This is a genomic window from Sphingomonas sp. Leaf21 (genome assembly GCF_916858675.1).
GTDB lineage: Bacteria > Pseudomonadota > Alphaproteobacteria > Sphingomonadales > Sphingomonadaceae > Sphingomonas.
The window spans coordinates 358907-379840 of the sequence record NZ_CAKASM010000001.1 but is presented as its reverse complement, the minus strand read 5'-3'; the positions used below and the strand labels follow the sequence as shown (position 1 = coordinate 379840).

Annotated in this window: 15 protein-coding genes and 1 pseudogene; 7 read left to right on the top strand and 9 right to left on the bottom strand. The window is 66.1% G+C overall.

Annotation, left to right across the window (positions count from 1 at the left end; translation table 11 throughout):
* Positions 1-81: 81 nt before the first annotated feature.
* Positions 82-372, bottom strand: coding sequence for a hypothetical protein (locus tag LRP66_RS01685; protein ID WP_230480759.1), 291 nt, complete (start codon positions 370-372; stop codon positions 82-84).
* 226 nt (positions 373-598) lie between these two features.
* On the opposite strand from LRP66_RS01685, the gene LRP66_RS01680 reads away from it, so the two are divergent.
* Positions 599-1399 (top strand): serine hydrolase, encoded by an 801-nt coding sequence (locus tag LRP66_RS01680; RefSeq protein WP_230480758.1) that lies wholly within the window; start codon positions 599-601, stop codon positions 1397-1399.
* A gap of 22 nt (positions 1400-1421) precedes the next feature.
* Positions 1422-1697 (top strand): hypothetical protein, encoded by a 276-nt coding sequence (locus tag LRP66_RS01675; protein ID WP_230480757.1) that lies wholly within the window; start codon positions 1422-1424, stop codon positions 1695-1697.
* A gap of 6 nt (positions 1698-1703) precedes the next feature.
* Here the strand turns inward: LRP66_RS01675 and LRP66_RS01670 are convergent, their stop codons facing one another.
* Complete coding sequence (locus LRP66_RS01670) at positions 1704-2255, bottom strand: hypothetical protein (RefSeq protein ID WP_230480756.1); 552 nt, start codon at positions 2253-2255, stop codon at positions 1704-1706.
* A 98-nt stretch (positions 2256-2353) separates the two neighbouring features.
* Here LRP66_RS01670 and LRP66_RS01665 point away from each other — a divergent pair, with 98 nt between their 5' ends.
* Positions 2354-3457, top strand: a complete 1104-nt coding sequence (locus LRP66_RS01665) for an alkene reductase (protein ID WP_230480755.1) — start codon at positions 2354-2356, stop codon at positions 3455-3457.
* 82 nt (positions 3458-3539) lie between these two features.
* On the opposite strand, the gene LRP66_RS01660 is transcribed toward LRP66_RS01665, so the two are convergent.
* The 3 genes from LRP66_RS01660 to LRP66_RS01650 form a co-directional block, all read right to left on the bottom strand.
* Entirely contained in the window at positions 3540-7121 is a 3582-nt protein-coding gene (locus tag LRP66_RS01660; protein ID WP_230480754.1) for an ABC transporter permease/M1 family aminopeptidase, read from the bottom strand.
* Positions 7122-7126: 5 nt separating this feature from the next.
* Positions 7127-8020, bottom strand: a complete 894-nt coding sequence (locus LRP66_RS01655) for an ABC transporter ATP-binding protein (protein ID WP_230480753.1) — start codon at positions 8018-8020, stop codon at positions 7127-7129.
* Between the two features lie 74 nt (positions 8021-8094).
* Positions 8095-9090, bottom strand: a complete 996-nt coding sequence (locus tag LRP66_RS01650; protein WP_230480752.1) for an amidohydrolase family protein — start codon at positions 9088-9090, stop codon at positions 8095-8097.
* Positions 9091-9520: 430 nt separating this feature from the next.
* On the opposite strand from LRP66_RS01650, the pseudogene LRP66_RS01645 reads away from it, so the two are divergent.
* Positions 9521-10828 (top strand): annotated as a pseudogene (locus LRP66_RS01645) (MFS transporter); the annotation flags it as partial.
* A 53-nt stretch (positions 10829-10881) separates the two neighbouring features.
* Here LRP66_RS01645 and LRP66_RS01640 read toward each other — a convergent pair.
* From LRP66_RS01640 to LRP66_RS01630, 3 genes are read right to left on the bottom strand one after another with little or no spacing between them, the layout of a single operon-like run.
* Entirely contained in the window at positions 10882-11859 is a 978-nt protein-coding gene (locus LRP66_RS01640) for a nuclease (RefSeq protein ID WP_230480751.1), read from the bottom strand.
* An 11-nt stretch (positions 11860-11870) separates the two neighbouring features.
* Positions 11871-13019: a YdcF family protein gene (locus tag LRP66_RS01635; protein WP_329959226.1), complete on the bottom strand. Its 1149-nt coding sequence runs from the start codon at positions 13017-13019 to the stop codon at positions 11871-11873.
* An 8-nt stretch (positions 13020-13027) separates the two neighbouring features.
* Positions 13028-15565 carry a TonB-dependent receptor gene (locus LRP66_RS01630; RefSeq protein WP_230480750.1) on the bottom strand — a complete coding sequence of 846 codons (2538 nt, stop codon included), beginning with the start codon at positions 15563-15565 and terminating at the stop codon, positions 13028-13030.
* A gap of 119 nt (positions 15566-15684) precedes the next feature.
* Here LRP66_RS01630 and LRP66_RS01625 point away from each other — a divergent pair, with 119 nt between their 5' ends.
* The 3 genes from LRP66_RS01625 to LRP66_RS01615 all read left to right on the top strand — a co-directional run bounded on the left by LRP66_RS01625 (position 15685) and on the right by LRP66_RS01615 (position 19538).
* Entirely contained in the window at positions 15685-16818 is a 1134-nt protein-coding gene (locus tag LRP66_RS01625) for an ROK family transcriptional regulator (protein WP_230480749.1), read from the top strand.
* A 111-nt stretch (positions 16819-16929) separates the two neighbouring features.
* Positions 16930-18093, top strand: coding sequence for an acyltransferase family protein (locus tag LRP66_RS01620; RefSeq protein WP_230480748.1), 1164 nt, complete (start codon positions 16930-16932; stop codon positions 18091-18093).
* 68 nt (positions 18094-18161) lie between these two features.
* Positions 18162-19538, top strand: a complete 1377-nt coding sequence (locus LRP66_RS01615; RefSeq protein ID WP_230480747.1) for a sugar porter family MFS transporter — start codon at positions 18162-18164, stop codon at positions 19536-19538.
* Positions 19539-19556: 18 nt separating this feature from the next.
* On the opposite strand, the gene LRP66_RS01610 is transcribed toward LRP66_RS01615, so the two are convergent.
* Positions 19557-20849, bottom strand: coding sequence for a glycoside hydrolase family 130 protein (locus tag LRP66_RS01610; RefSeq protein ID WP_230480746.1), 1293 nt, complete (start codon positions 20847-20849; stop codon positions 19557-19559).
* Between the last annotated feature and the right edge of the window lie 85 nt (positions 20850-20934).

Below are 20934 nucleotides of genomic sequence, written 5' to 3'. Positions count from 1 at the left end.
ACGAACGGCAAGTCGTTTCGGTGCCGCCGGAATGCCCCCCGTTCGGACATTCGCTCGCGAAATCCGCTCCGTTCGGCGCGGTCAGGTCGCGGAAGGTTCAGCGCCAATCTCCAGCCGCTGCTCGACCCCCGCCCAGAAGCGGGTCAGCCGATCGAGCGCGTGCTGGCGTATCCGTCCGACCTCGTCGGCGCTCATCGCCTGGACGCCGGTGGCCCGCAGGTTGCCGAAGTCGCGCAGCATCGTCTGCGCCGTGGCCCGGCAGGCGCCGACGGGATCCGCATCGCCGACCAGCAGCAACGCGTAGAGATTTTCGAGGATAAACCCATGTGCGGCCATGGCGCCCGCGACCGCCTCCGCGAATTCGTCATCCATCGCCCATCTCCACCGGATTCTCACGTCGCCGTAGCGGCTTGGCAGGCATCCGGCCAGAGGCGCCGTCTCTCGACGACACGTGCCCCGAAACCATCATATTACAGGCGACGCGCGCGGATTTTCAGGGTAGCGTGGCACGATCACAGAGTTCCGCGTTCGAGGTAGGTTGATGCGTATATCCCTGCTTTCCCGTCTTGTGCTTACGGGTATCGCAGCAAGCTGTTCCATGCCCGCCATGGCCGCGTCGCCTTCGGTCGAGCTGATCGAGCTGCAACGCGAATTGCATGCGCTGGTGGCCGGGCAATCGGGCGAGTACGGCGTCGCGGCGATCGACCTGCGCGACGGTGCGATGGCCTCGGTCAATGGCGAGACGCCTTTCCCGATGGCGAGCACCGTGAAGCTGGCGATTGCGGCCGCCTATCTGACCGAGGTCGATCAGGGGCGGCGCAGTCTGGCCGACATGATCAACGGCCGACCGGCCGCCAAGGCGATGGAGGCGATGATCGTCCGGAGCGACAATCTCGCCGCCGACCAGCTCTTCGCGACGCTGGGCGGACCGTCGAAGATCCAGCGCTGGCTGACCGCGCAGAATATCAGCGGGATTCGGGTGGACCGTAACATCGCCCAGCTTCTCCGCGAACGCGGCCATCTGGCGGACTACAAGGACGTCGCGACGCCGCGCGCGATGGTGGAACTGTTGCGGACCATCGATACGGGCGGCGTCCTGACGGCGCAGAGCCGTGCCTATCTGCTCGGCCTGATGAGCCAGTGCCGGACGGGTACGCAGCGCATCCGCGCGCTGCTGCCCGCGGGCACATTGGTCGAGGACAAGACGGGGACGCTCGACGGCATCACCAACGATGTCGGGTTCATCACCTTGCCCGATGGCCGCCGCGTCGCGATCGCGGTGTTCGCGCGTGGCGGACGTAATCGCCAGCCGGTCATCGCCGCGCTGTCGCGAAAAATCTACGACCGGTTCACCGACAGCGTCCGCAATGCCATCTCCGTCTTCATGCGGCTGCAATGACCTTGGCGCGACGGCCAAGAGGATGACGAAGTCGGACGCATCCGAGGAATATGCGCGCGGACGGCGGGACGGGCTGCGTCTGGCGCTGTCGATCCTCGAAGCCGAGGAAGCCCGGTGGGAGGCGCTGTTGGGGGAAAGTCCGTCCTGGCGCACCAATGCCATGCGCGCGATACGTCACAAAGCCTATCAGGTTGGTCGCAAGCGCGTGCAGACCGCGCTCAACCGCCTTCTGCCCAAGTCGGAGGCGGAGGCCTTGCCCAGTGAGATCGCGCTGATGATCGATCGCGCGGGGCTGTAGCGCGATTCAGGTCTGAAGCTTCCCGGATTCGCCCTGCAATACCCAGAAGCGCGTGTAGCGTTGCAGGCGCGGCAGCACGACCCATTGCAGCATCGCGGTCAGCAGCACCGACGAGGGCAGGAGCTGGAGGGGTATCGGCGCATCGCGCAGGACGCTGCGGACCAGAACGCTGATCACGAGCAGTAGTGGGAAGACGGTCAGCCAGGTGGTCACGAACCGCTTCCACTTGCTCGCTGTCGCATCGCTGGGCAGTTCGAAGGCCGCGTTGTCGCCGGTCCTCGTCTGGGCGAGCGTCGTCGAAAAGCCGTCGGCGATCCGGTTGTGCGCGACGATGCGGGGATCGGCCTGCCAGCGATCGGCGGCGTCCCGATCTTCGAATCGGAAGAGAAGATGCTGGAATCCCGCCGTCTGGCCAAGCCGGATCGCACAGCGATAGCCCGGAGCACTGCGGGCGAGGTCGGCCAGTGTCTTCACCCAGCGGTCGAAATCATCCTCGTATCCCGCACGGATCGCGCGGCTGACGACGATCGTGGCGGTTTGTTCGGGATCGATGGACATGGCGGGTCAACGTCCCAAATCGACGTCGCGTTGCGGAGCGATGACGCGGCTCGGCCGTTCAGGCCCGCGTCTGTCACCACAATCTGGACCTGTCCACCATGCCCGACCACTCCGCTTCCCCGGTATTGCAGCCGACCCAGCTCGGGGATCTGGCCTTGAAGAACCGGATCGTCATGGCCCCACTGACGCGCAGCCGCTCGGACGATGACGGCATTCCGCCCGCCTTCGCCGCCGACTATTATGCGCAGCGCGCGAACGCCGGACTGATCATCAGCGAGGCGACGAATATCTCGCCGCAGGCCATCGGCTATGCCTTCACGCCCGGCATCTGGAACGATGCGCAGGTTGCGGCCTGGGCGCCGATCGTCCAGGCGGTTCATGACGAGGGCGGGCTCATCTTCCTCCAGCTCTGGCATACCGGACGCATCTCGCACCCGGATCTGCAGGGCGGCGAACCGCCCGTCGCGCCGTCTGCGATCAAGCCGGTCGGGCAGGCCTTCACCAAGGCCGGCATGAAGGACCATGTCACGCCGCGTGCGCTGGAGACGGAAGAGGTCGCCGCGATCGTCGAGGATTATCGCCGCGCCGCCACCAACGCCAAGGCGGCCGGGTTCGACGGCGTCGAGGTGCATTCGGCGAACAACTATCTGCTCGAGCAATTCGTGCGCGACAGCACCAATCAGCGGACCGACCGCTATGGCGGATCGATCGAGAACCGGCTTCGCTTCCCGCTCGAAGTGATCGACGCGGTTGTCGGGGTCTGGGGCGCGAACCGGGTCGGCGTCCGGCTTTCCCCCGCCACCACGCAGCCGGGCGAAACGCCGCTCGACAGCCAGGTGATGGAGACGTTCGGCACCTATGTCGACGAGCTGTCGAAGCGCGGCCTGCTCTACGTCCACGATATCGAGGGCGTGACGCAGCAGACCCGCGACGCGCCGGATGGAGTCGATTTCGCGGCGCTCCGCAGGCGCTTCGGCGGCGCCTATATCGCCAACAACCAGTATACGCTGGAGCTTGCCGAACAGGTGCTGGCGGCGGGCGATGCCGACCTGTTCAGCATGGGGCGGCCGTTCATCGCCAATCCCGATCTGGTCGATCGGTTGCGGACCGGCGCGCCGCTGGCCGAGGCGCCCAAGCAATATTGGTATGGCGGTGGCTCGGTCGGCTATTCGGATTGGCCGAGCATCGACGGCACGCGCTAGGGCCTGGTGTCGTGCGGGTGTCCCCCGATCCGGGCTGCCGGATCGGGGGATGGTCAATCGGACGTGCCGAGCCGCTGGCCTTTCACGATGTGGCGACCACGTTATCGTCGCCGTTTCGGTCGATATATTTGTTGTAGGGGTCGACGCCAACAAAGCCCGGCTTTCGTGACGTGATGAGGCGCAGGGTCTGGGTGCCATCGCGTATCGGCTGCCGTTCCATCGCCAGGACATCGTCGTGTGAGAACCGTCCGAAGCCGGGGCGCGCGGCGAAGGCGCCGATGTCGAAGCTGCCGGTCAGCGTCACCCTGGTTTCCTTGCCCTGGCCATCGGCGACATATTTCGCCGCGTCGACGACGATCTCCGTTTCCCAGCGCCCGTCGGGCAGGCGGCGCGACCTGGCCGAGCTGGCCTTCAGATCCCAGAGCGTGATCCGTTCGAAAAGGTCGCCGACCAGTTGGCGCTCCTCCGGCGTGCGGGCCAGCGACATGAAGCCCGCGACGAGATCGGTCGAGCGCGGATAGGGGCGCCCCTTGAAGCGGTAGCGTTGGAGCAGTTTCGCCAGCATCCCGTTCACCCGCTGCTCGCCGAGCCGATCCTGCAACAGGTAGAGCGCCAGTGCGCCCTTGTTATAGTGGATATAGGCCTGATTTTCGACGCGCTCCAACGGCAGTTCCTCGACAGCGTCCGATCGACGGCCGCGCAGATAATCGTCCAGCTCATATTTGAGGAAGCGCCGGATTTTGTCGGGGCCGTAGAGCTGCTTCATCACCATCAGCGCCGAATATTGCGCCATCGTCTCGACGAGCAACGTGCCGCCTTGCATGTCCGCGCTGATCAGCTGGTGCGCCCAATATTGGTGGCCCAGTTCATGGGCGGTGACATAGGTCACATAATCGACCCGGTCGGCCGAACGCGCGTCGGCGATGAAGCCGATCCGCTCCGAATAGGGGATGGTGCCGGCGAAGGCCTGAGCGAAGCGGGCATAGCCGGGAAATTCGACGATGCGCGCATAGTCGAACTGATAGGGACCGAAATTGGCGCGGTAATAGCCGAGCGCCGCCTGCATCGCGTTCAGCATTCGGTCGACATTATAGGGATGCTCGGGATGGTAATGGACCGACAGGCGGACGCCATCGGCCATCCGCGCCTTTTCCGCATAGCGGGCCGACTGGATCGAGAAGAAGGCGAGGATCGGCGCGTCCGAGACGAAGCGCGCGGTACGGCGCCCATCGGCCACCCGGTCGGCGACCTTCCGCCCGGGAGCGAGGGGCACCTGATCCGCGTCGGTCGACAGGGTGATGTCCGAGCGTACCCAATCGGCGTGGACGTAATTGCGCCACTGGGCGGAGAGATCCTCCAGTTTGGCGGGGCGAAGCTCTGCGGGCAGCCCCTGTTTGCGACGCTTGGCGCGGTCCTGGAGCAGGCCGGTGCGGTCCATGCCGATGACCGGCGCGATCTCGCGATTGTTGAGGAAGCTGCCATTGGCGACGAGCCGGGTGTCATCGTCATTGGCGGAAAAGCCGCGCACGGCGCGCGCGGTGCGGAAATCGATCGTGCCGGTCGCGCCGGGGGCCAATGGCCGGTCGAACCGGTAGATACGATATTGGAAGTCGTCATCGACCATCACGGGGCGCGCGCCGGGTACGCTGAGGTCGATCAGTCGCGTATGATCGTCCTGCAAGCGGATATGCAGGTCGCGAAGCGGCGCGCCGGTGTCGTTGACATAGGCATAGCGTCCCTCCGTCGTCATCCGTAGGGCGGACGGGTGGAGCGCGACGTTCAGGCGGATCGCGGTCAACGTCGGCTGTCGCAGTGCGGCATAGCGGAGATATTTGCGTTCATAGGCGGCGATGCGCGCTTCTTGGTCGGGCGTGCTGCGATAGATGTTGAGGACGTCCATCTGTCGGTAGTCGTGGATGCCGCTGGCGACGATCACGACGAGGGCCGCAATCAGGACGATGCCGGGTACGCCCTTCAACCGCCGTGGCACGAGGCGGAGTCTATGCGCCAGCTTCACGTCGGTGCCGCGCCGCCACAGCAGATGCGCAGCCAGCGCCAGCAACAGCGCCCAGCCCGCCCAGTAGAGCCGCAGCCACCAGCCGCGCGCGGCGCCGACCGCATCGCCGTTCATGTCGGAAAAGCTGGCCGTGCCGGTCGACCCGTAGAGGTAGAGCGGATGCTCCCATCCGATCGTCGTGAAGACGCTGGTCGCGACGAAATAGACGACCATCACCGCCCAGCCGATATATTTGTTGGGGCTGAGCGCCTGGACGAATACGGCGAGGATGGCGATCAGCACGAAATCGATGCTGAGCGGCGCGACATACCAGGCGAGATATTCGCCGAGTGCCAGATCGGTGACGCCCCGTGAAAGCTGCACCGCCATCGCCGCGAGCATCGACAACAGCATCGCGGACACGAGCACGCCCGCGACCGCCAGCGTCTTGGGCACGAGATAGGCCCAGTTGGGCAGCGCGGTGGCGTCGACGATCTCGTTCATGCCCCGCTCGCGGTCGCGCCATACCAGCTCGCCCGCATAGTAGATGGCGATGATGATCGGCATGATCGCGAAGGCGCCGGTCAACTGGTCGATGATCGAGAAGGTCAGCGGGTAGGTGGGCGTACCATAGCGCTCGCCGCCAAAGGCCAGCCGAGAGATCGCATTGACCAAGCCGATCGCGACCATGATCGGGAAGCCCGGGCTTCGGAAGATCAGCGCCATTTCGAAGCGGGTGCGCGCCACGAGCTGCGCCCAGCGGGCCTCGGCGGGTGCGGCGGCGGGCAGCGTTGCGACGATCCACGGCTCGTGCGCGGCGAGCCTGTCGGCCCGGCGACGCTCGCGACGGAGGCGACGCTTCGATGCGCCGCGCTCGCTGAACGAGTAGCGGGAATAGGCGAGGGCCAGCGCCGCACAACCGATGGCCATGCAGATGGCGCGGTTGAATGCGAGCAGGCCGGTGAAGGGCGGCATTCCCGCATTGGCTTCGGCGGCGGTCCAGTAGCGGGTCGCCCAGCCAAAGGCGGCGACCCCGAACGGCTCGACATGCGCGATCGCCTCGCGCCATTCGGGTTTGCTGGCGCCGAGGCTCATCAGCGCGAAATAGAGGACGAGAAAGACGACGACCGCCAGATAGCTGTAGGTCATCGACCGCGTCATCGTCGCCACCGCGAAGAAGATGCACGCGGTCAGGAACAGGTTGGGCAGCGCGAGCAGCGCATAGGCGTAGAGATAGTCGCCGATACGGTTGGGGCCCAGCGTCTCCGGATCGACCCATGGCATCAGCGAGCCGAGCCAGATCGCCAGCGGTATCGCGAGAAAGGCGATGGCCGCCGCCGTGAAGGCACCCAGGAAGCGGGCGAGCAGATAGGCGCCCTTGGTCACGCGCGTCGACCGGACCATGCCGCCGAAACCGCTCTCGTCATCGCGAACGACGACGTTCGATACGAAGGCGGTCGTCACGAACATGAAGAAGATCGACAGGATGATATGGGTGCGGGCGAGCGCCGTCGCCGCGTTCTTGTGGACGTTGCCGCCGCTGCCCAACTGGATCTGATCGATCGTCATCGATCCGAAGGCGAGCAGGAAGAACAGGATCGAGACGACCCAGAAGACGGGATTGCGCAACTGGTAGCGCAGCTCGAAGCGGGCGATCGCGCCGAACATCGGGGTCAGGCCGCGACGGGGGCGGTGGCGCGGCGCGAGCGGGCCAGGGTCGAGAAATAGACGTCCTCCAGCCCTCCCTCGGCTGGGCGGAAGCCTTCGCCCGGATCGTCCTCTGACAGAATATGGATGATCGTGCGGCCCGCGAAGAGCCGAGTGGATATCACCTCATGCGTCTCGCGCGCCCGGTCGAGTTCGTCGCGAGCGATGGTCCTGGCCCAAACCTGGCCGCGCGTCCGCGCGATCAGGTCGAGCGGCGCCCCCTCCAGAAGGATGCGCCCCCCGGCCAGCACGGCCATGCGTGGGCAGAGGTCGGCGACATCCTCGACGATATGGGTCGACAGGATGACGACCACATTCTCGCCGATCTCGGCCAGCAGGTTGAGGAAGCGATTGCGCTCCTCGGGGTCCAGGCCGGCGGTCGGCTCGTCGACGATGATCAGGCGCGGCCGGCCGATCAGCGCCTGGGCGATGCCGAACCGCTGGCGCATGCCACCCGAAAAGCCCGCAATCGCCTTTTTGCGATGGGCCCAGAGATTGGTCTGGGCGAGCAGCGTCTCGACGGTGGCGCGGCGATCGGCCGCCGATCTGACGCCCTTGAGCACCGCCATATGGTCGAGCATGTCATAGGCCGACACGCGCGGATACACACCGAAGTCCTGCGGCAGATAGCCCAAAGTCTCGCGAAGCCGCTCGGGCTGGGCGATCACATCGATATCGTCGAAGCGGATCGAACCGGCGGTCGGCGTCTGGAGCGTCGCGATCGTCCGCATGAGCGTCGACTTTCCCGCGCCGTTGGGGCCCAGCAGCCCGAACATGCCCGTCGGGATGGAAAGCGACACGTCATCCAATGCGCGCGTGCCATTGGCGTAGACGTGGCTGACGCCGTTCAGTTCGAGCATGATCCTGTTCCCCCTCAGGGGAAGCTATCACCGTGACTGAGCAACGCAATACACCAATTGTCGCTGTTTCGGCGCTATCCGCTCTGATGCGGCGCGCGGCTCAGGCGTTCCCAATTGCGATGCGCGAAGCCGAGACGAGCATCTTCGTCCAGGGGCGCGGTATCGAGAAAGCGGCGCGGCTCGCCCCCTTCGCGGTACTGATAGGGAAAGTCGGTCGAGAATAGCAGCCGTTCGGGGCCGACGATGGCCAGGCAGCGCCTGAGATATTCTTCGCTCCACATGCCGCTGCCGGTCACGTAGAGATTGCGGCGCGCATAATCGGCAAGCGTGTGGTCGAGCGATAGCGCGCGGCCGAGCACGGCGGATGTACGCTCCAGATAGAAGAGGACCACCTCGCCCCAATGGCCGAGGATGATCTGCAGGTCCGGCAAGGCGTCGAATACGCCCGCAGCGGCAAGACGGACCCATTCGAGTCCCGCCTCATAATGCCAGCCTAGCCCGAAGGCGGCGAGCGCCAGGTCGGCATTGTCGCCGATGCCGTCATAGCTCGCCTCGCGGACCGCCGGGGACGGGGTCTGCGGATGGATGAAGAGCGGCACGCTCAGTTCCGCCGCTTTGACCAGCATGGGGCGTAGCGCGGGATGGTCCAGATGCCGATCGCGCGTCCGCCCGCATAGCAGCGCACCTTTCAGCCCGAGTTCCTTCACCGCACGCTCCAGCTCCCGGGGGGCTGCATCGGGGTCCGATGTCGGCAATGCCGCGAAGCCCTGGAATCGATCGGGACGGCGCGCACAGGCGTCGGCGATCTGGTCGTTGACCCGCCGGGCGGTCTCGCTCGCCTCGGCGGGGGCCAGATTGTGCAGCCCGGGCGTGGTGAGCGACAGGACCTGCACGTCCACGCCCTGTTCGTCCATCAGCGCGATCCGGCCATCGCCCAGATCGGCGAGGCGACGACCATTCTCGCCGCCGTCTGCGATTGCCGAGACGGGATCGTGCGGCGGTGGCGCCGCCGCCCAGGCATCGCGGACAAAGGCGGGCAGGATATGTTCTTCAATCGCGATCACGCGCATCGGGGCACCTGTACCTGGTTGCTCTGCCAGCTCAACCGGTCGTGCTGCCGATCGTTTCCCCGTTTACCGGGCATGACACGGATGTCATCGCGCCACCGTGCCGTTTGTCGCCTTCCGCTAGGGCGGATCGACATTCAGCTTGTTCTCCCCTCTCCCATGGACAGGGGGAGAGGGTTAGCGAAGCTTGCAAGCGTGCTGGCTAGCGCAGCTTGGGTGAGGGGTTGAGCGAGCCCTCGGCTCGCGCGATCTTCGAGCGCTTCGCACCTCACCCGGCTCCGGCCAAGCCTTTGCTACCCAAAGACCAAGACTGCGCAACCCTCTCCCCTCTACGAGGGGCGAGGGAAGGACAGGCATAGTTGAATGTCGATCGGCCCTATCGGCGACTGTGTCGCGAGAACGACATGAAACCGTCATAAGGCCGGTCGTGACGATGGCCAAGCGACGCCCCCATTCCACCCCCGCATCGCCACCGCGCCTGTCGTTCGCGGCGGAAGGCCGTATGGTCGCCTATTCCTCGGGCAATTTCGGCAAGGCGCTGGTGTTCGGCGGAGCCGATCTGACCATCCTGTATCTCCTGACCGATGTGCTGGGCCTGAGCGGTGCAAGGGCGGCCGGATTGCTGATGTTCGCGGCGCTTGGCGATCTGGTGTTCGACCTCGTCGCGGCGCGGTTCGTGCTGCACTGTCGGGCGACGGGGCGGGGCTATCGCTGGATCATCGCCATGGCCGCCTTGCCGTGTGCCGCCGCCTTCGCTGCCATCTACGCCATGCCTGCGTTGGGCGTGCATCGTCCCTGGCTAGTGGCGGCGGCGATCCTCGTCTTTCGCAGCGCCTATGCGGTGGTCGACGTGCCGCACAACGCGTTGATGGCGCAGGTCAGCCGGGACAGCCGTGCGCGCGGGCGCGTGTCGGGCTATCGCCTGCTGTTCAGCACCGCCAGCGCGCTGGTCATCGCGGTCGGACTGACCCCGATGGTGCAGGGCGCCGGGCGGGCGCACCATGTCGACGCGCTGGCGATCACCGGTCTGGCGGTCGGCCTCGCCTTCGCGTTGTCGATGCTGCTCTGTGTCTGGGCATCGGGGCGGCAATCCGGCGGCGATGGTGCTGCGTCGCTTCGGGGCGACCGTATCCGCGTGCCGTTGCGCGATCCTATGGTTCTGGGCATGGGCGCGCTGGCGCTGATCACCGGCTTCGCGATGCCGTGTTTCGGGCGGATGCTGATCTATCTGGGGAGCTATGTCGTACCCGGTACGGGTGGCGTGACCCTGCTGCTCGGCGCGCTGACCGTCGGGCAGTTTCTGGGTGTGCTGAGCTGGACCGCGCTGTCACACAGGTTCAGCAAGGCGGTGCTGCTTGGTGCGGGGCACGCGGTCAGCGGCTTGGGGCTGCTCGCATTCCTCGCCAGTCTGGCCTGGCCGGTCGGGCAGGTGGCGGCGGCCGCGCTGACCGGCTTCGGGTTCGCCAGCGTCTTCATGTTGCCCTGGGGCCTCCTGGCGGACGCGGTCGATGTCGTCGAGTGGCGTCACGGTCGACGCTTCGAGACGGGATTGTTCGCCTTCTATCTGGTTTTCGTGAAGGCCAGCGGCGCGGCGTCGGCCGCGACGATCGGCTGGGTACTGAACGCGTCGGGCTATGTTCCCGGCGGCGTGCAGAGCGCCGGGGTGCGGCTGGCCATGATCGGGCTGGGCCTGGGCGTGCCGTTCGTCGGCGCGATCCTGGCCATGACGCTGTTGCGTCGCTTCACGCTCGACCATGACCGCCATGCCCGGCTGCTGACCGCGCTGCTACGGCGTCAGGGCGCCGCCGAACCGGTTTCCGGATTGAAGCGCGGGTTGGAGAAATCCAGCGGCGAAGGCGAGACCGGGCGCGGCGGCGTGGCGCTTTCGTCCCAGGCCCGGCACAGCATGTCGCGCAGCATCGTCGCCCCGGCCGCCGTTCGCTCATAAACGAGCGCGCGAACGTCCTTGTCGGCGGGATCGCGGAAGCCGTCGCGCTTTTCCAGTTGATACACCCGCTCCATCCGGTCGCCGGACTGGTCGAGAAAGGCGAGCACGGCATCGAACATGTCACCGGTCCGGTGACCCGGCGCGCCGATCCGGGGGAGGATGTCCGCCACCTTCAGACCGATCGCGTCGACGAACCCGCTCTCGAACCGGCCATGGATGCTGCGATCACGCGTATAGTCATTGGGGTTGGACCCGCGCCAGCCATCGGAATTGACCGAGTCGTGAAGCGGTTGCGATCCGTCGCCGATATAGTGGCCGAGCCGGATCGCCTGGAACGCGCAATTCTGTTCGTGAACACCGGTGTCGGACCCGCGCGCCTGCGCCGCGCGATAGGCGCGCATGCAGACGATCAATCGCTCATAGGCCTCCATCGCGGCATAGGGCAGCGTGCCGGTCCAGCGGACATTGGTCCGCGCGGCGGTCGCGGGGTCGCTGTCCTTGATCGCCTCGTAATGCTTGTAGAGCGACAGGATGAATTCATATCGTGACCGGGGAATCGGGCGCAGGAACGTGAACTGCTCGCGAAACCAGCCGTGATTGGGATCCTCCTCGATCTTCGAGAACCCCTCCGCATCGCCGCGCCACGTGTCGGGCAGTGCGGCCGACGCGGCGACATAGTCGACATGGCGGCGCAGGAAGACGGGGCCGCTATCGGGAATCGCCTGGATCGCCGCGCGGTCGATCACCGCATGCGCCGTCCCGCCCCAGGCCTGGGCGACGGTGGACGAACAGGCGAGGGCGGCGGCGAGGAGGAGACGGCGCAAGGACGGTCCTTTCAGGGATCGAGAGGGTCGCGCGGATCGACTCGGTCGGATGCGCGGGACGGTCGGAAGACCAGTTCGGTGGGCGAGACCCGGCGGACGATCCGGCCGGGCTGGTAGCCAAGCTCGGTCATGTTGCGCTCGGCGAACGTCGCGCTTTCGATATAGGCGCTCTGCATCGGGTTGCAGATGATCAGCGTCTCGATGTCGGCGGGCATGCCGAGACGCGCGAGCATCCGGGCGGCGTTCCGCAGATTGGTCGTGGTGTGGCGGGCATAGGGCTCGCTGATGATGGCGTCCGCCGGGATGCCGTATCGTTCGATCAGCGCCTTGCGCATCTCGTCCGCTTCGGTGAACGGCGTCGCACGCGGATGCGCGCGGCCGCCGCTGAGAAGGATGAAGGCGACATCCCCTCTGGCGAAACGCTGCGCCGCCAAGCGGATATGATACTTGCCGAACGGGCTGAGCGGCTCGCCCGCGATCTCCGGGCCGACGCCGGTGACGATCATCGCGCCATAGCGATAGCGGCGCCAGTCGAGCGACCTGGCTCGCGCCGTCGGCGCCGCGTTGGTGCCGCCGGTCAGCGGTTCATGGCCGATCGCGTCGGTCCGGTCGCTGACGTCGAGCAGCGCGAGCGCATAGTCAATGCTGGGGTCCAGTGGCTGCACCGATCCTGCGCGGGGCGTGGCCGACAGCCAGTCCGCTGCTTGCAGGCGGGATTGCTGATCCTGCGGGGACAGCGTGCCGGGTCCGTCGATGGCGGTGGTCGGCGGCGCCCCCAGCGCATAGGTGCGGACGATCATATTGATCCCGGCGATCTCGCGCTCGGCCTGTGCGGTGGCGCCGTCATCTGGGGTGGGCAGACGCGTCTCATCCCCCAGCGCACGGCGAAGCACCGCCGCCTCTTGCGGCGCCCAGAGCATCGCCTGCGCCCGGCAGACAAGGTCGGCACCGCACGCGGCCCGCCGCGCCCGCCGGGCGGCGAGGACATTTGACATTTCGGGCGTCCCCGCGATCCGCTCGATCGCCGCCGGAGTGTGGCCGACGGCGTCGAGCATCGGGAAGAGGCGGGCGGACAGCGCCGCCGTCACCCCGTCCGACACGTCCTCCGCCAGCACCGGCGTGCCAAGCACGGTCAGCGCCAGCGCAGCGGCGGAGGCCATCGCCCGCATCACCAGCTACGGCTGACGATGAGGCGGAAGTTGCGACCGAACAGCGGACGGCCGTAGATCGCCGTCGACGAACCCTGGCCCGCAAACTGGTCGGTCCGCGTATTGCCCTCGGTCAGGCCATGCGCGTTGAACAGGTTGTCGCCGACGACCTGGACCCGCCAGGCCCCCCAGTCGAGCGACGCGCCACCGCCGACCGTCTGATAGCCCGGCATCGCGGTACGGTTGAACAGGTCGACATAGCGGCGGCCGACCCATTCGAAGCGTCCGAAGACAGACAATCGCTGTTCGCCCAGATCGAAGTCGACGCTGGGGCGGAGGTTGCCGAAGAACTTGGCCTCGCGGATGATCTGGTTGCCGTTCACCGCGCTCGGGTCCGCGCCCGAGGTATTCTGCAGATTGGCATATTCGGGGTTCTGCCAGGTCACCGAACCGTCGAGCGAGAACCAGCGCACCGGGGCGACGCGACCGTCGACCTCGACGCCCTTGACCGATGCCTCGCCGATGAAGGGCAGCGTCTGGTCGTTGCGGCCGGTCACCGGATTGAACGCCGCGAAGGAGGCGTTGAAGGGATTGAACTTGGTGTAGAAGCCGGTCGCGTAGAGATAGTTGGGACCGAAGCTGGCCTTCAGTCCGACTTCGTATTGCCGGGCCTTCGTCTTGACGATCGCCGGGGCGATGCTGCTCACCACGCCCATCTGCGGCGGCACTTCAAGGTTCGAGATGCGGCCATAGGCACCGAAGTGGCTGGTCAGGTCGTAGTTGACGCCGACCGTCCAGTTGGTGGCGTTGGGCTTCAGTCGCTGGTCGAGCACCTGTCCGGTGAAGGCACGGGTGGTATCGTCGGCCAGGGTCGTGGCATCGCCCAGATTGACCTGCGTCGTGGGCAAGGCAAAGCCCTTGTAGCTGTAGCGCTCGGTCCGGATGCCCGCATCGACGCGCAACCCGCGCGTGATGTCCCAGGTATCGTTGGCGTAGAAGGCGATCATCTGCGCATCCGCCGCGCCCTGGTTGAGCGTGGTGGTGTAGCGCAGCACGCCGTTCTGGGTCACCGAGCCGAGCACCTGGCCGGTCGCCGAATAGGCGACGAGGTCGAGCGTGCGCGGCTGGCTGCGCACCTCGATCAGCATGTCCTGATAGGCCTGGAGCAGCGTATTGCCATAGAAACTGCTATACACGCCGACGCGCACGTCATGGTCGCCCAGGCCGGTCATGAACTTGCGCGTGACGCTGAGGTCGCCCTGCACCGAGTAGAATTCGGACTCGGAGGCGCGGTACTGGCCCGACATGACCAGGCCCGACGCGGTCGAGGGATCATAGGCCGACGCGCCGTTGGTGCCCGCGAACGCATAGCCGAGGCGCGCGACATTGGGCCCGAAGGCGTTGCGCGCGGCGGTCAGATAGCCCGCGGCGAAGCTGTTGGCGTCGGCGGGGTTGGTCGTCGAGTAGAAGGCGTCGAAGCTGGCCTTGCCCTTGGTCCCGCCCAGCTTCGCGGACACGCGCCAGCCATCGAAGTCCGCCTCGTAATCCAGCGCCGCGTTGAAGAAGCGCATGTGGCGACCATTGGACAGATCGCGGTTCATGCTCTGCAACGCGCCCGCGCCGTCGCGATACTTGATGTTGACGTTGCGCAGCGACGGCGAGTTCAGCGTGCCGGTGAAATAGTCGATATAGGGGTTGAGCGAGACCGTCGGATTGCGCGGATCGTTGGTCGGGATCGGCAGGTAGAAGACGTTATGGTCGTCGACATATTCGCCCGAGACCTTGATGAAGCCGTTGCTCAGGTCATGCTTGACATTGGCGCGGATCTGTCCGCCCTTGTCGCTGGGGAAACCGCCATAGCGATAGCCGTCATGCTGGCGCAGGAAGCCACCGATCGCGTAATAGGTGTCGTCGCTGATCGGGCCCGACTGCATCGCATCGAGCCGGTAGAGGCCGGTGTCGCCCAGCGTCAGTTGCGCCTTGCCACGCGCGGTCGGGCCGCCCGAGACGGTGATGTTGTTGGCGATCGCCGCCGCGCTGCTGGCGTAGATCGGCGCCGGACCGCCACGCACGATCTCGACCCGCTCGGTCATCAGGTCGTAGCGGTTCATGCCTTCGCCGGAGTTGAAGAAGACGCCGTCGATCTCGTGATAGAGCGGCAAACCGTCCTGCTGGAAGATCAGATAGCCGCGATCGGTCGGAATGCCGCGCACGCGGGTGATGTTCTGAACCTCGCCGCCCGTCGCCTCGACCTGAATGCCGGGGACGGTGCCGAGAAGGTCGGCGAAGCTCTTCGGCGCGATCTTCTGCACGTCGGCCTGTGACAGCGAGTTGACCGCGTAGGAAACGTCGAAGCGGCGTTGCGCACGCGCCGAGCCGGTGACGATGATATCGTCATGTGCGCCGTCATCTGCCTGCGCGGGGTCGGTCGCGGTCTGGGTGGCGACCTGGGTCGTGGTGTCGGTCGCGGTCGAGCTGGCGGTCTGCGCGGCGGCGGGCAGGGCCCAGGCGCACAGCGCGATCATGGCACAACCCATGGAGAAGTGGTTCTTGTTCATCGGCTTATCCCCCTTGGTCGATCATATTGCGGGTGCCGATGCCCGGGCCATGTGACGAAATTATTTATTTTGGAGAAAATTATTCCCGACGGTGCGCTGGATTGTTATCGAAAGGGTCGATGCGACAGGCCGCCATCTCCCTGCTGGACGAGGAAAAGCGACTGCTCTGGCAGTTGCGGACCGCTGGCGCGCAGTCCCGGTCCGCGCTGGCGGCCACGCTGCAGATCAACAACAGTGCGATCACGCGCATCTCCAAGGGGCTGATCGGGCAGGGGTTGATCGAGGAACTGCCGTCCGACACCCCGGTCGCGCGCGGGCGGCCGACGGTGCCGCTGCGCATCTCGCCAGCGGGTGGCTATGCCGTCGGGCTCGCGCTCTATGCGGGAGTCCTGCAAATCGCGATCGTCGACTATGCGGGTGGGGTCATCGCGCTCACCTCGGAGGCGATCGCGCCGAGCGATCCCGTCGGCTTCGCACGCCATGTCGATCGCCGTATCCACGACCTCGCGCTCGAACACCGGCTGCTGGGCGCGCGCTTCTATGGCGTCGGGTTCAGCGCACCGGGGCCCGCCCTGTCGCGCGACGGCAATCGCTGGCAGATCGTGCGCAACCTGCCGGGGTGGAAGGACGCGCCCCTGCGCGACATTTTCGCCGATACTCTGCAACAGCCGATCTGGATCGAGAACGACGCGACCGCCGCCGCGCTGGCGGAATATTATCTCGGCGGCCTCATCCGGCGATGCACCACCGCCGTGGTCATCCTGCTCGGCCACGGCGTCGGCGCCGGCATCATCCATGAAGGCCGGATGATGCGCGGCGAGTCCGGCGGCGCGGGTGAGATCGGAATGTTCTACCCCGGCGATCGACCGCGCCCGACGACGCTCGACCTGATCGCGACGCTTCAGGCGGCGGGGTGCGGTGTCCAGTCGCTCGCCGATTTCGACGCCGCGATCACCGGGTACGAGGCGGTGATCGACGGCTGGCTGGAGCGGGCGGCGGATCAGTTGCTGTCCACCGTCAATTCGTCGCTGGCCTGGTTCGATCCCGGCGCGATCCGGTTGATGAGCCCGCTGCCCGCCACGATCATGAACGGTCTGGCCGAGCGGCTCAATCGCCGGGCGATCATCTGGGGCGATCATAGCGTGGAGAGTGAAACCGGTCGGTTCGCGATCGAGGTGTCGCAGCTCGGCGGCGCGGGCTCCGCACTGGGCGCCGCGCTGTTGCCGATCCACGCATCGATCACGCTGGGCTAGTGGGCCGGGGCGGGCATAGGTTCTTGCCGATGACAATCCCGTCATGCGAAGGACGAGGGATACGAATGCTGGCGCTGGCTCGGCAGATTTTGGGAGAACGGCGTGGCGGCAATGGCGAAGGCGACATCGACCACGGCGATCGCGCCGGGGAAGCCGCATTATGTGATCCTCGACGGGCTGCGCGGGATAGCCGCGCTGATGGTCGTGATCTTCCATGTGTTCGAGGCCTATTCGGATGCCGATCCGACACGACAGATCATCAATCACGGATATCTGGCGGTCGACTTCTTCTTCCTGCTCTCGGGCTTCGTCATCGCCTACGCCTATGACGATCGCTGGGGGCGGATGGGGCGATGGGAATTCTACAAGCGTCGGCTGATCCGGTTGCAGCCGATGGTCGTGCTGGGCAGCGTCTTCGGCGCGGCGCTGTTCTATTTCCAGGCGGGCGGGTTGTTCCCCAAGATCGCAGGCACGCCGGTTTGGCAGATGCTGTTTGTCATGCTGCTCGGCTGCACGCTCCTGCCGCTGCCCAAGGCGTTCGACATCCGGGGGTGGGATGAGATCCATCCGCTCAACGGTCCGGCCTGGTCGCTGTTCTACGAATATATCGCCAATATCGCCTATGCGCTGGTGCTTCGCCGGTTGTCGGTCCGCGTGCTCGGTGTCCTGCTGGTGCTGGCGGGGGCGCTGCTGCTCGAGGTCGCACTTCTGGGAGACCGACGCGACCTGATCGGCGGGTGGGCGCTCGATGCGTCGGGGATCCATATCGGGCTGGCGCGGCTTTGCTTTCCCTTCCTGGCGGGCATGATGCTGATGCGATCGGGCAAGCGGTTGCCGGTAAGGCACAGATTCGCGCTGTGCAGCCTGTTGCTGATCGTGGCGCTGGCGCTACCGCGAATGGGCGATACGCCGCACCACTGGAGCAACGGACTGTACGATGCGCTGTGCGTCATGCTGCTCTTCCCGTTGATCGTGGCGATCGGAGCGGGCGAGAAGTCGGTCGATGGCGTTAGCGTCCGGATCGCGCGCTTCTTCGGCGACCTGTCCTTTCCGCTCTACATCACCCATTATCCGCTGATCTATCTCTACACCGCCTGGGTGGTCGACAATAAGGTCCCGGCGCGGCTGGGCGCGCCGGTCGGCGTCGCGCTGGTGATCGTCGCGGTGCTGATCGCCTATGCCAGCCTGAAGCTCTATGACGAACCCGTGCGGCGCTGGCTTTCGCGACGCTTCCTGCTCGTCGTCTCCAATCAGGGCGGATCGACGGCACGATAGGACTTTCGCCGCCTGCGTCGGGCGGTCATGGTCCGCCCGACGACGCAGCTGTGGGAAGGGGAATAACGATGTTGAGCGGCACGGCGACCGGCGGTTTGCAAAATCCGGATGACGCACGCGCGACCGTGGCCATCGTGCTCAGCGCGGCCGGGGCAGCGCTGGGTGGCCTGTTATTCGGCTTCGACACGGCGGTGATCTCCGGCGCGACCCAGGCTCTGCAGGCGCGGTTCGCGCTGACCGACGCATCGCTCGGCTTCACCGTGGCGTCGGCGCTGATCGGCACGGTCATCGGCTCGCTCGTCACCGGCGCGCCCGCCGATCGCCATGGGCGCAAGGCGATCATGCTGTCGGTCGCGATCGCCTATGTCGTCTCGTCGCTGGGCACCGCGCTCGCACAAAGCTGGCCGATCCTGATCGCCTTCCGCTTCCTCGGTGGGTTGGCGATCGGCGCGGCCTCGGTCGTCACGCCGATCTACATCGCCGAAGTGTCGCCCGCGCGTTTCCGGGGGCGGCTGGTCGCGATGAACCAGCTCAACATCGTGCTCGGCATTCTGATCGCGTTTCTCAGCAATTACCTGATCGCCCAGGCGCTTCCACCCGCGCATGCCTGGCGCTGGATGTTCGGTATCGTCGCGGTGCCCTCCGCCCTGTTCCTGGCCGTGACCTTCGTCCTGCCCGAAAGCCCACGATGGCTGGCGATCCATGGCGACCGGGAGGCGGCAGCGCGAGTGATGACGCGGCTGGGCTTTCGCGATCCCGCCGTCGAACTGTCGCGGATCGAGGCAGCCGAACGGCGTGATGCCGGGCAGGGCGATGCCCGCCTCTTCCAGTCGGCGCACCGTTTTCCCGTCGCCTGTGCGATCGCCATCGCGCTGTTCAACCAATTTTCCGGCATCAACGCGTTGCTCTATTACGCCCCGCGTATCTTCGAGCTGGCCGGAGCGGGGGCCGACAGCGCGCTGCTCCAGTCCATCGCGGTCGGCGGCACCAACCTCGTCTTCACCGTCTCCGCGCTGTTCTTCATCGACCGCTTCGGTCGTCGGCCGCTGCTGATCATCGGGTCGGTGGTATGCGCCGCCGCGCTGCTGCTGGTCGGGTGGCAGCTCGAACGCGGCGCGCCGGATGGCACGCTGATCCTAGTCGGGCTGCTCGCCTTCATCGCGGCCTTCGCGATCAGCCAGGGTGCGGTGATCTGGGTCTTCATTTCCGAAGTCTTCCCCAGCGCGGTGCGCGGCAAGGGCCAGGCACTCGGTTCGACCACCCACTGGGTGGCGGCGGCGGCGATCACCTGGCTGTTCCCGGTCGTCGCCGGGGCGGTCGGTGGATGGGTGTTCGCATTCTTCGGTGCGATGATGATCGCGCAGCTCATCTGGACGCTGCGGGTCATGCCCGAGACGAACGGCGTCGCGCTGGAGGACATGCGGCTGGAAGCGAAGGCGCGCTGAGGGTCGGGACAGGCCTGTTCACCCTGACCCGACCGTCTCCATTACCGAGAGCAGATCGTCGACCTTCGCTGTCGCGAAGGCGGTATACTGGTCCCCGATCGCATAGGGCAGCAGGATGCTGCGCTTATGGAGCAGCGCGCCGCAGCTATAGGTGACGTTGGGCACATAGCCGCCGCGCTGCTCCGCCGAGGGGAAGAGCAGCGGCGAGTGGGTCCGGGCAAGCACCTGGGTGGGATTGTCCTTGTCGAGCAGGCAGGCGCCGACGCAATAGCCGCGGATCATGCCGACACCGTGGGTGAAGACCAGCCAGCCCTCGTCGATCTCGATCGGCGATCCGCAATTGCCGATCTGGACGAACTCCCAGGGATATTGCGGCCCCATGATCCGCATCCCCTCTTCCCAGATATGGAGATCGTCCGAATAGAGCAGCCAGAGATTGACGTTGTCCAGCCGCCCGAGCATCGCGAAGCGCCCGCCGATCCGTCGGGGAAACAGGGCCATGCCCTTGTATCTCGCGAATGCACCATCGAGCGCGCGCATCTCGAAACTCTGCTGGTTGATCCCGCGCAGCAATTCGGAACGGGCGACGTTGCCGTCGAACGCCGTATAGGTGCCGATAACGCTTTCCACCCCGTCATGATCGGTGAAGCGGACGAGCCGGAGATCCTCCACCCCCTGGCGCTGGCTGGGCAGGATGGGGAAGATCACCGTTTCGGAAATGTCCCGGCTATCCTCCGCGCACATGCGAACCCACCCTGCGTCGTTGCTCTCCACTCTCGGCGGGACGCCCTGCGGACTGGCAGGGTCGACGACCAGGCCGGTGCCGCCGTCCCACGTGCCGGTGCGGAAGGTGACCGAGGAGATGTGCCCTTCGCCAACGCCGCGTAGCGACAGAAGGAAGCGGATGTCGTCGTCGTCCGGGCTTTGGTCGGGCAGGGTGACGATGCTGGGGTTGAAGAGCGCCGCGGACTCGAAGGCATATTCCTGGCTGAAATAGGCGCCGATCAACAGGCGATCGCGCTCCTCGGTCACGGTCAGGTCGCCCAGATCGTTCTTCACCGCGTCGAAGCGGCGCAGGAAGACGCTGTCGACGTTACGGTGCCGCTGTCGCATCGCCGCCTGGAGCAGGTCCAGCATCCGGTCGCGCGTCTCGGCATCGAGCGCCATCACACGCCGCCCGACATCCTGCGCGCGGGTGGGCTGGCGATCGAATGCCTCGGGATAGCCGAAGCTGAAGGGGCGAAGAACGGTCCGCGACGGATCCGGCTTGAGCTCGATATCGAGTTTGGTGAAAACGTCCGCCGCGATCATCGAATTGGCCTCTCGTTCATCGTCGCCCTGCCGCGATAAAGTGTCCGCCGCCGGATTCGATCCTCCTGGGCCGAGGAATTGCGGC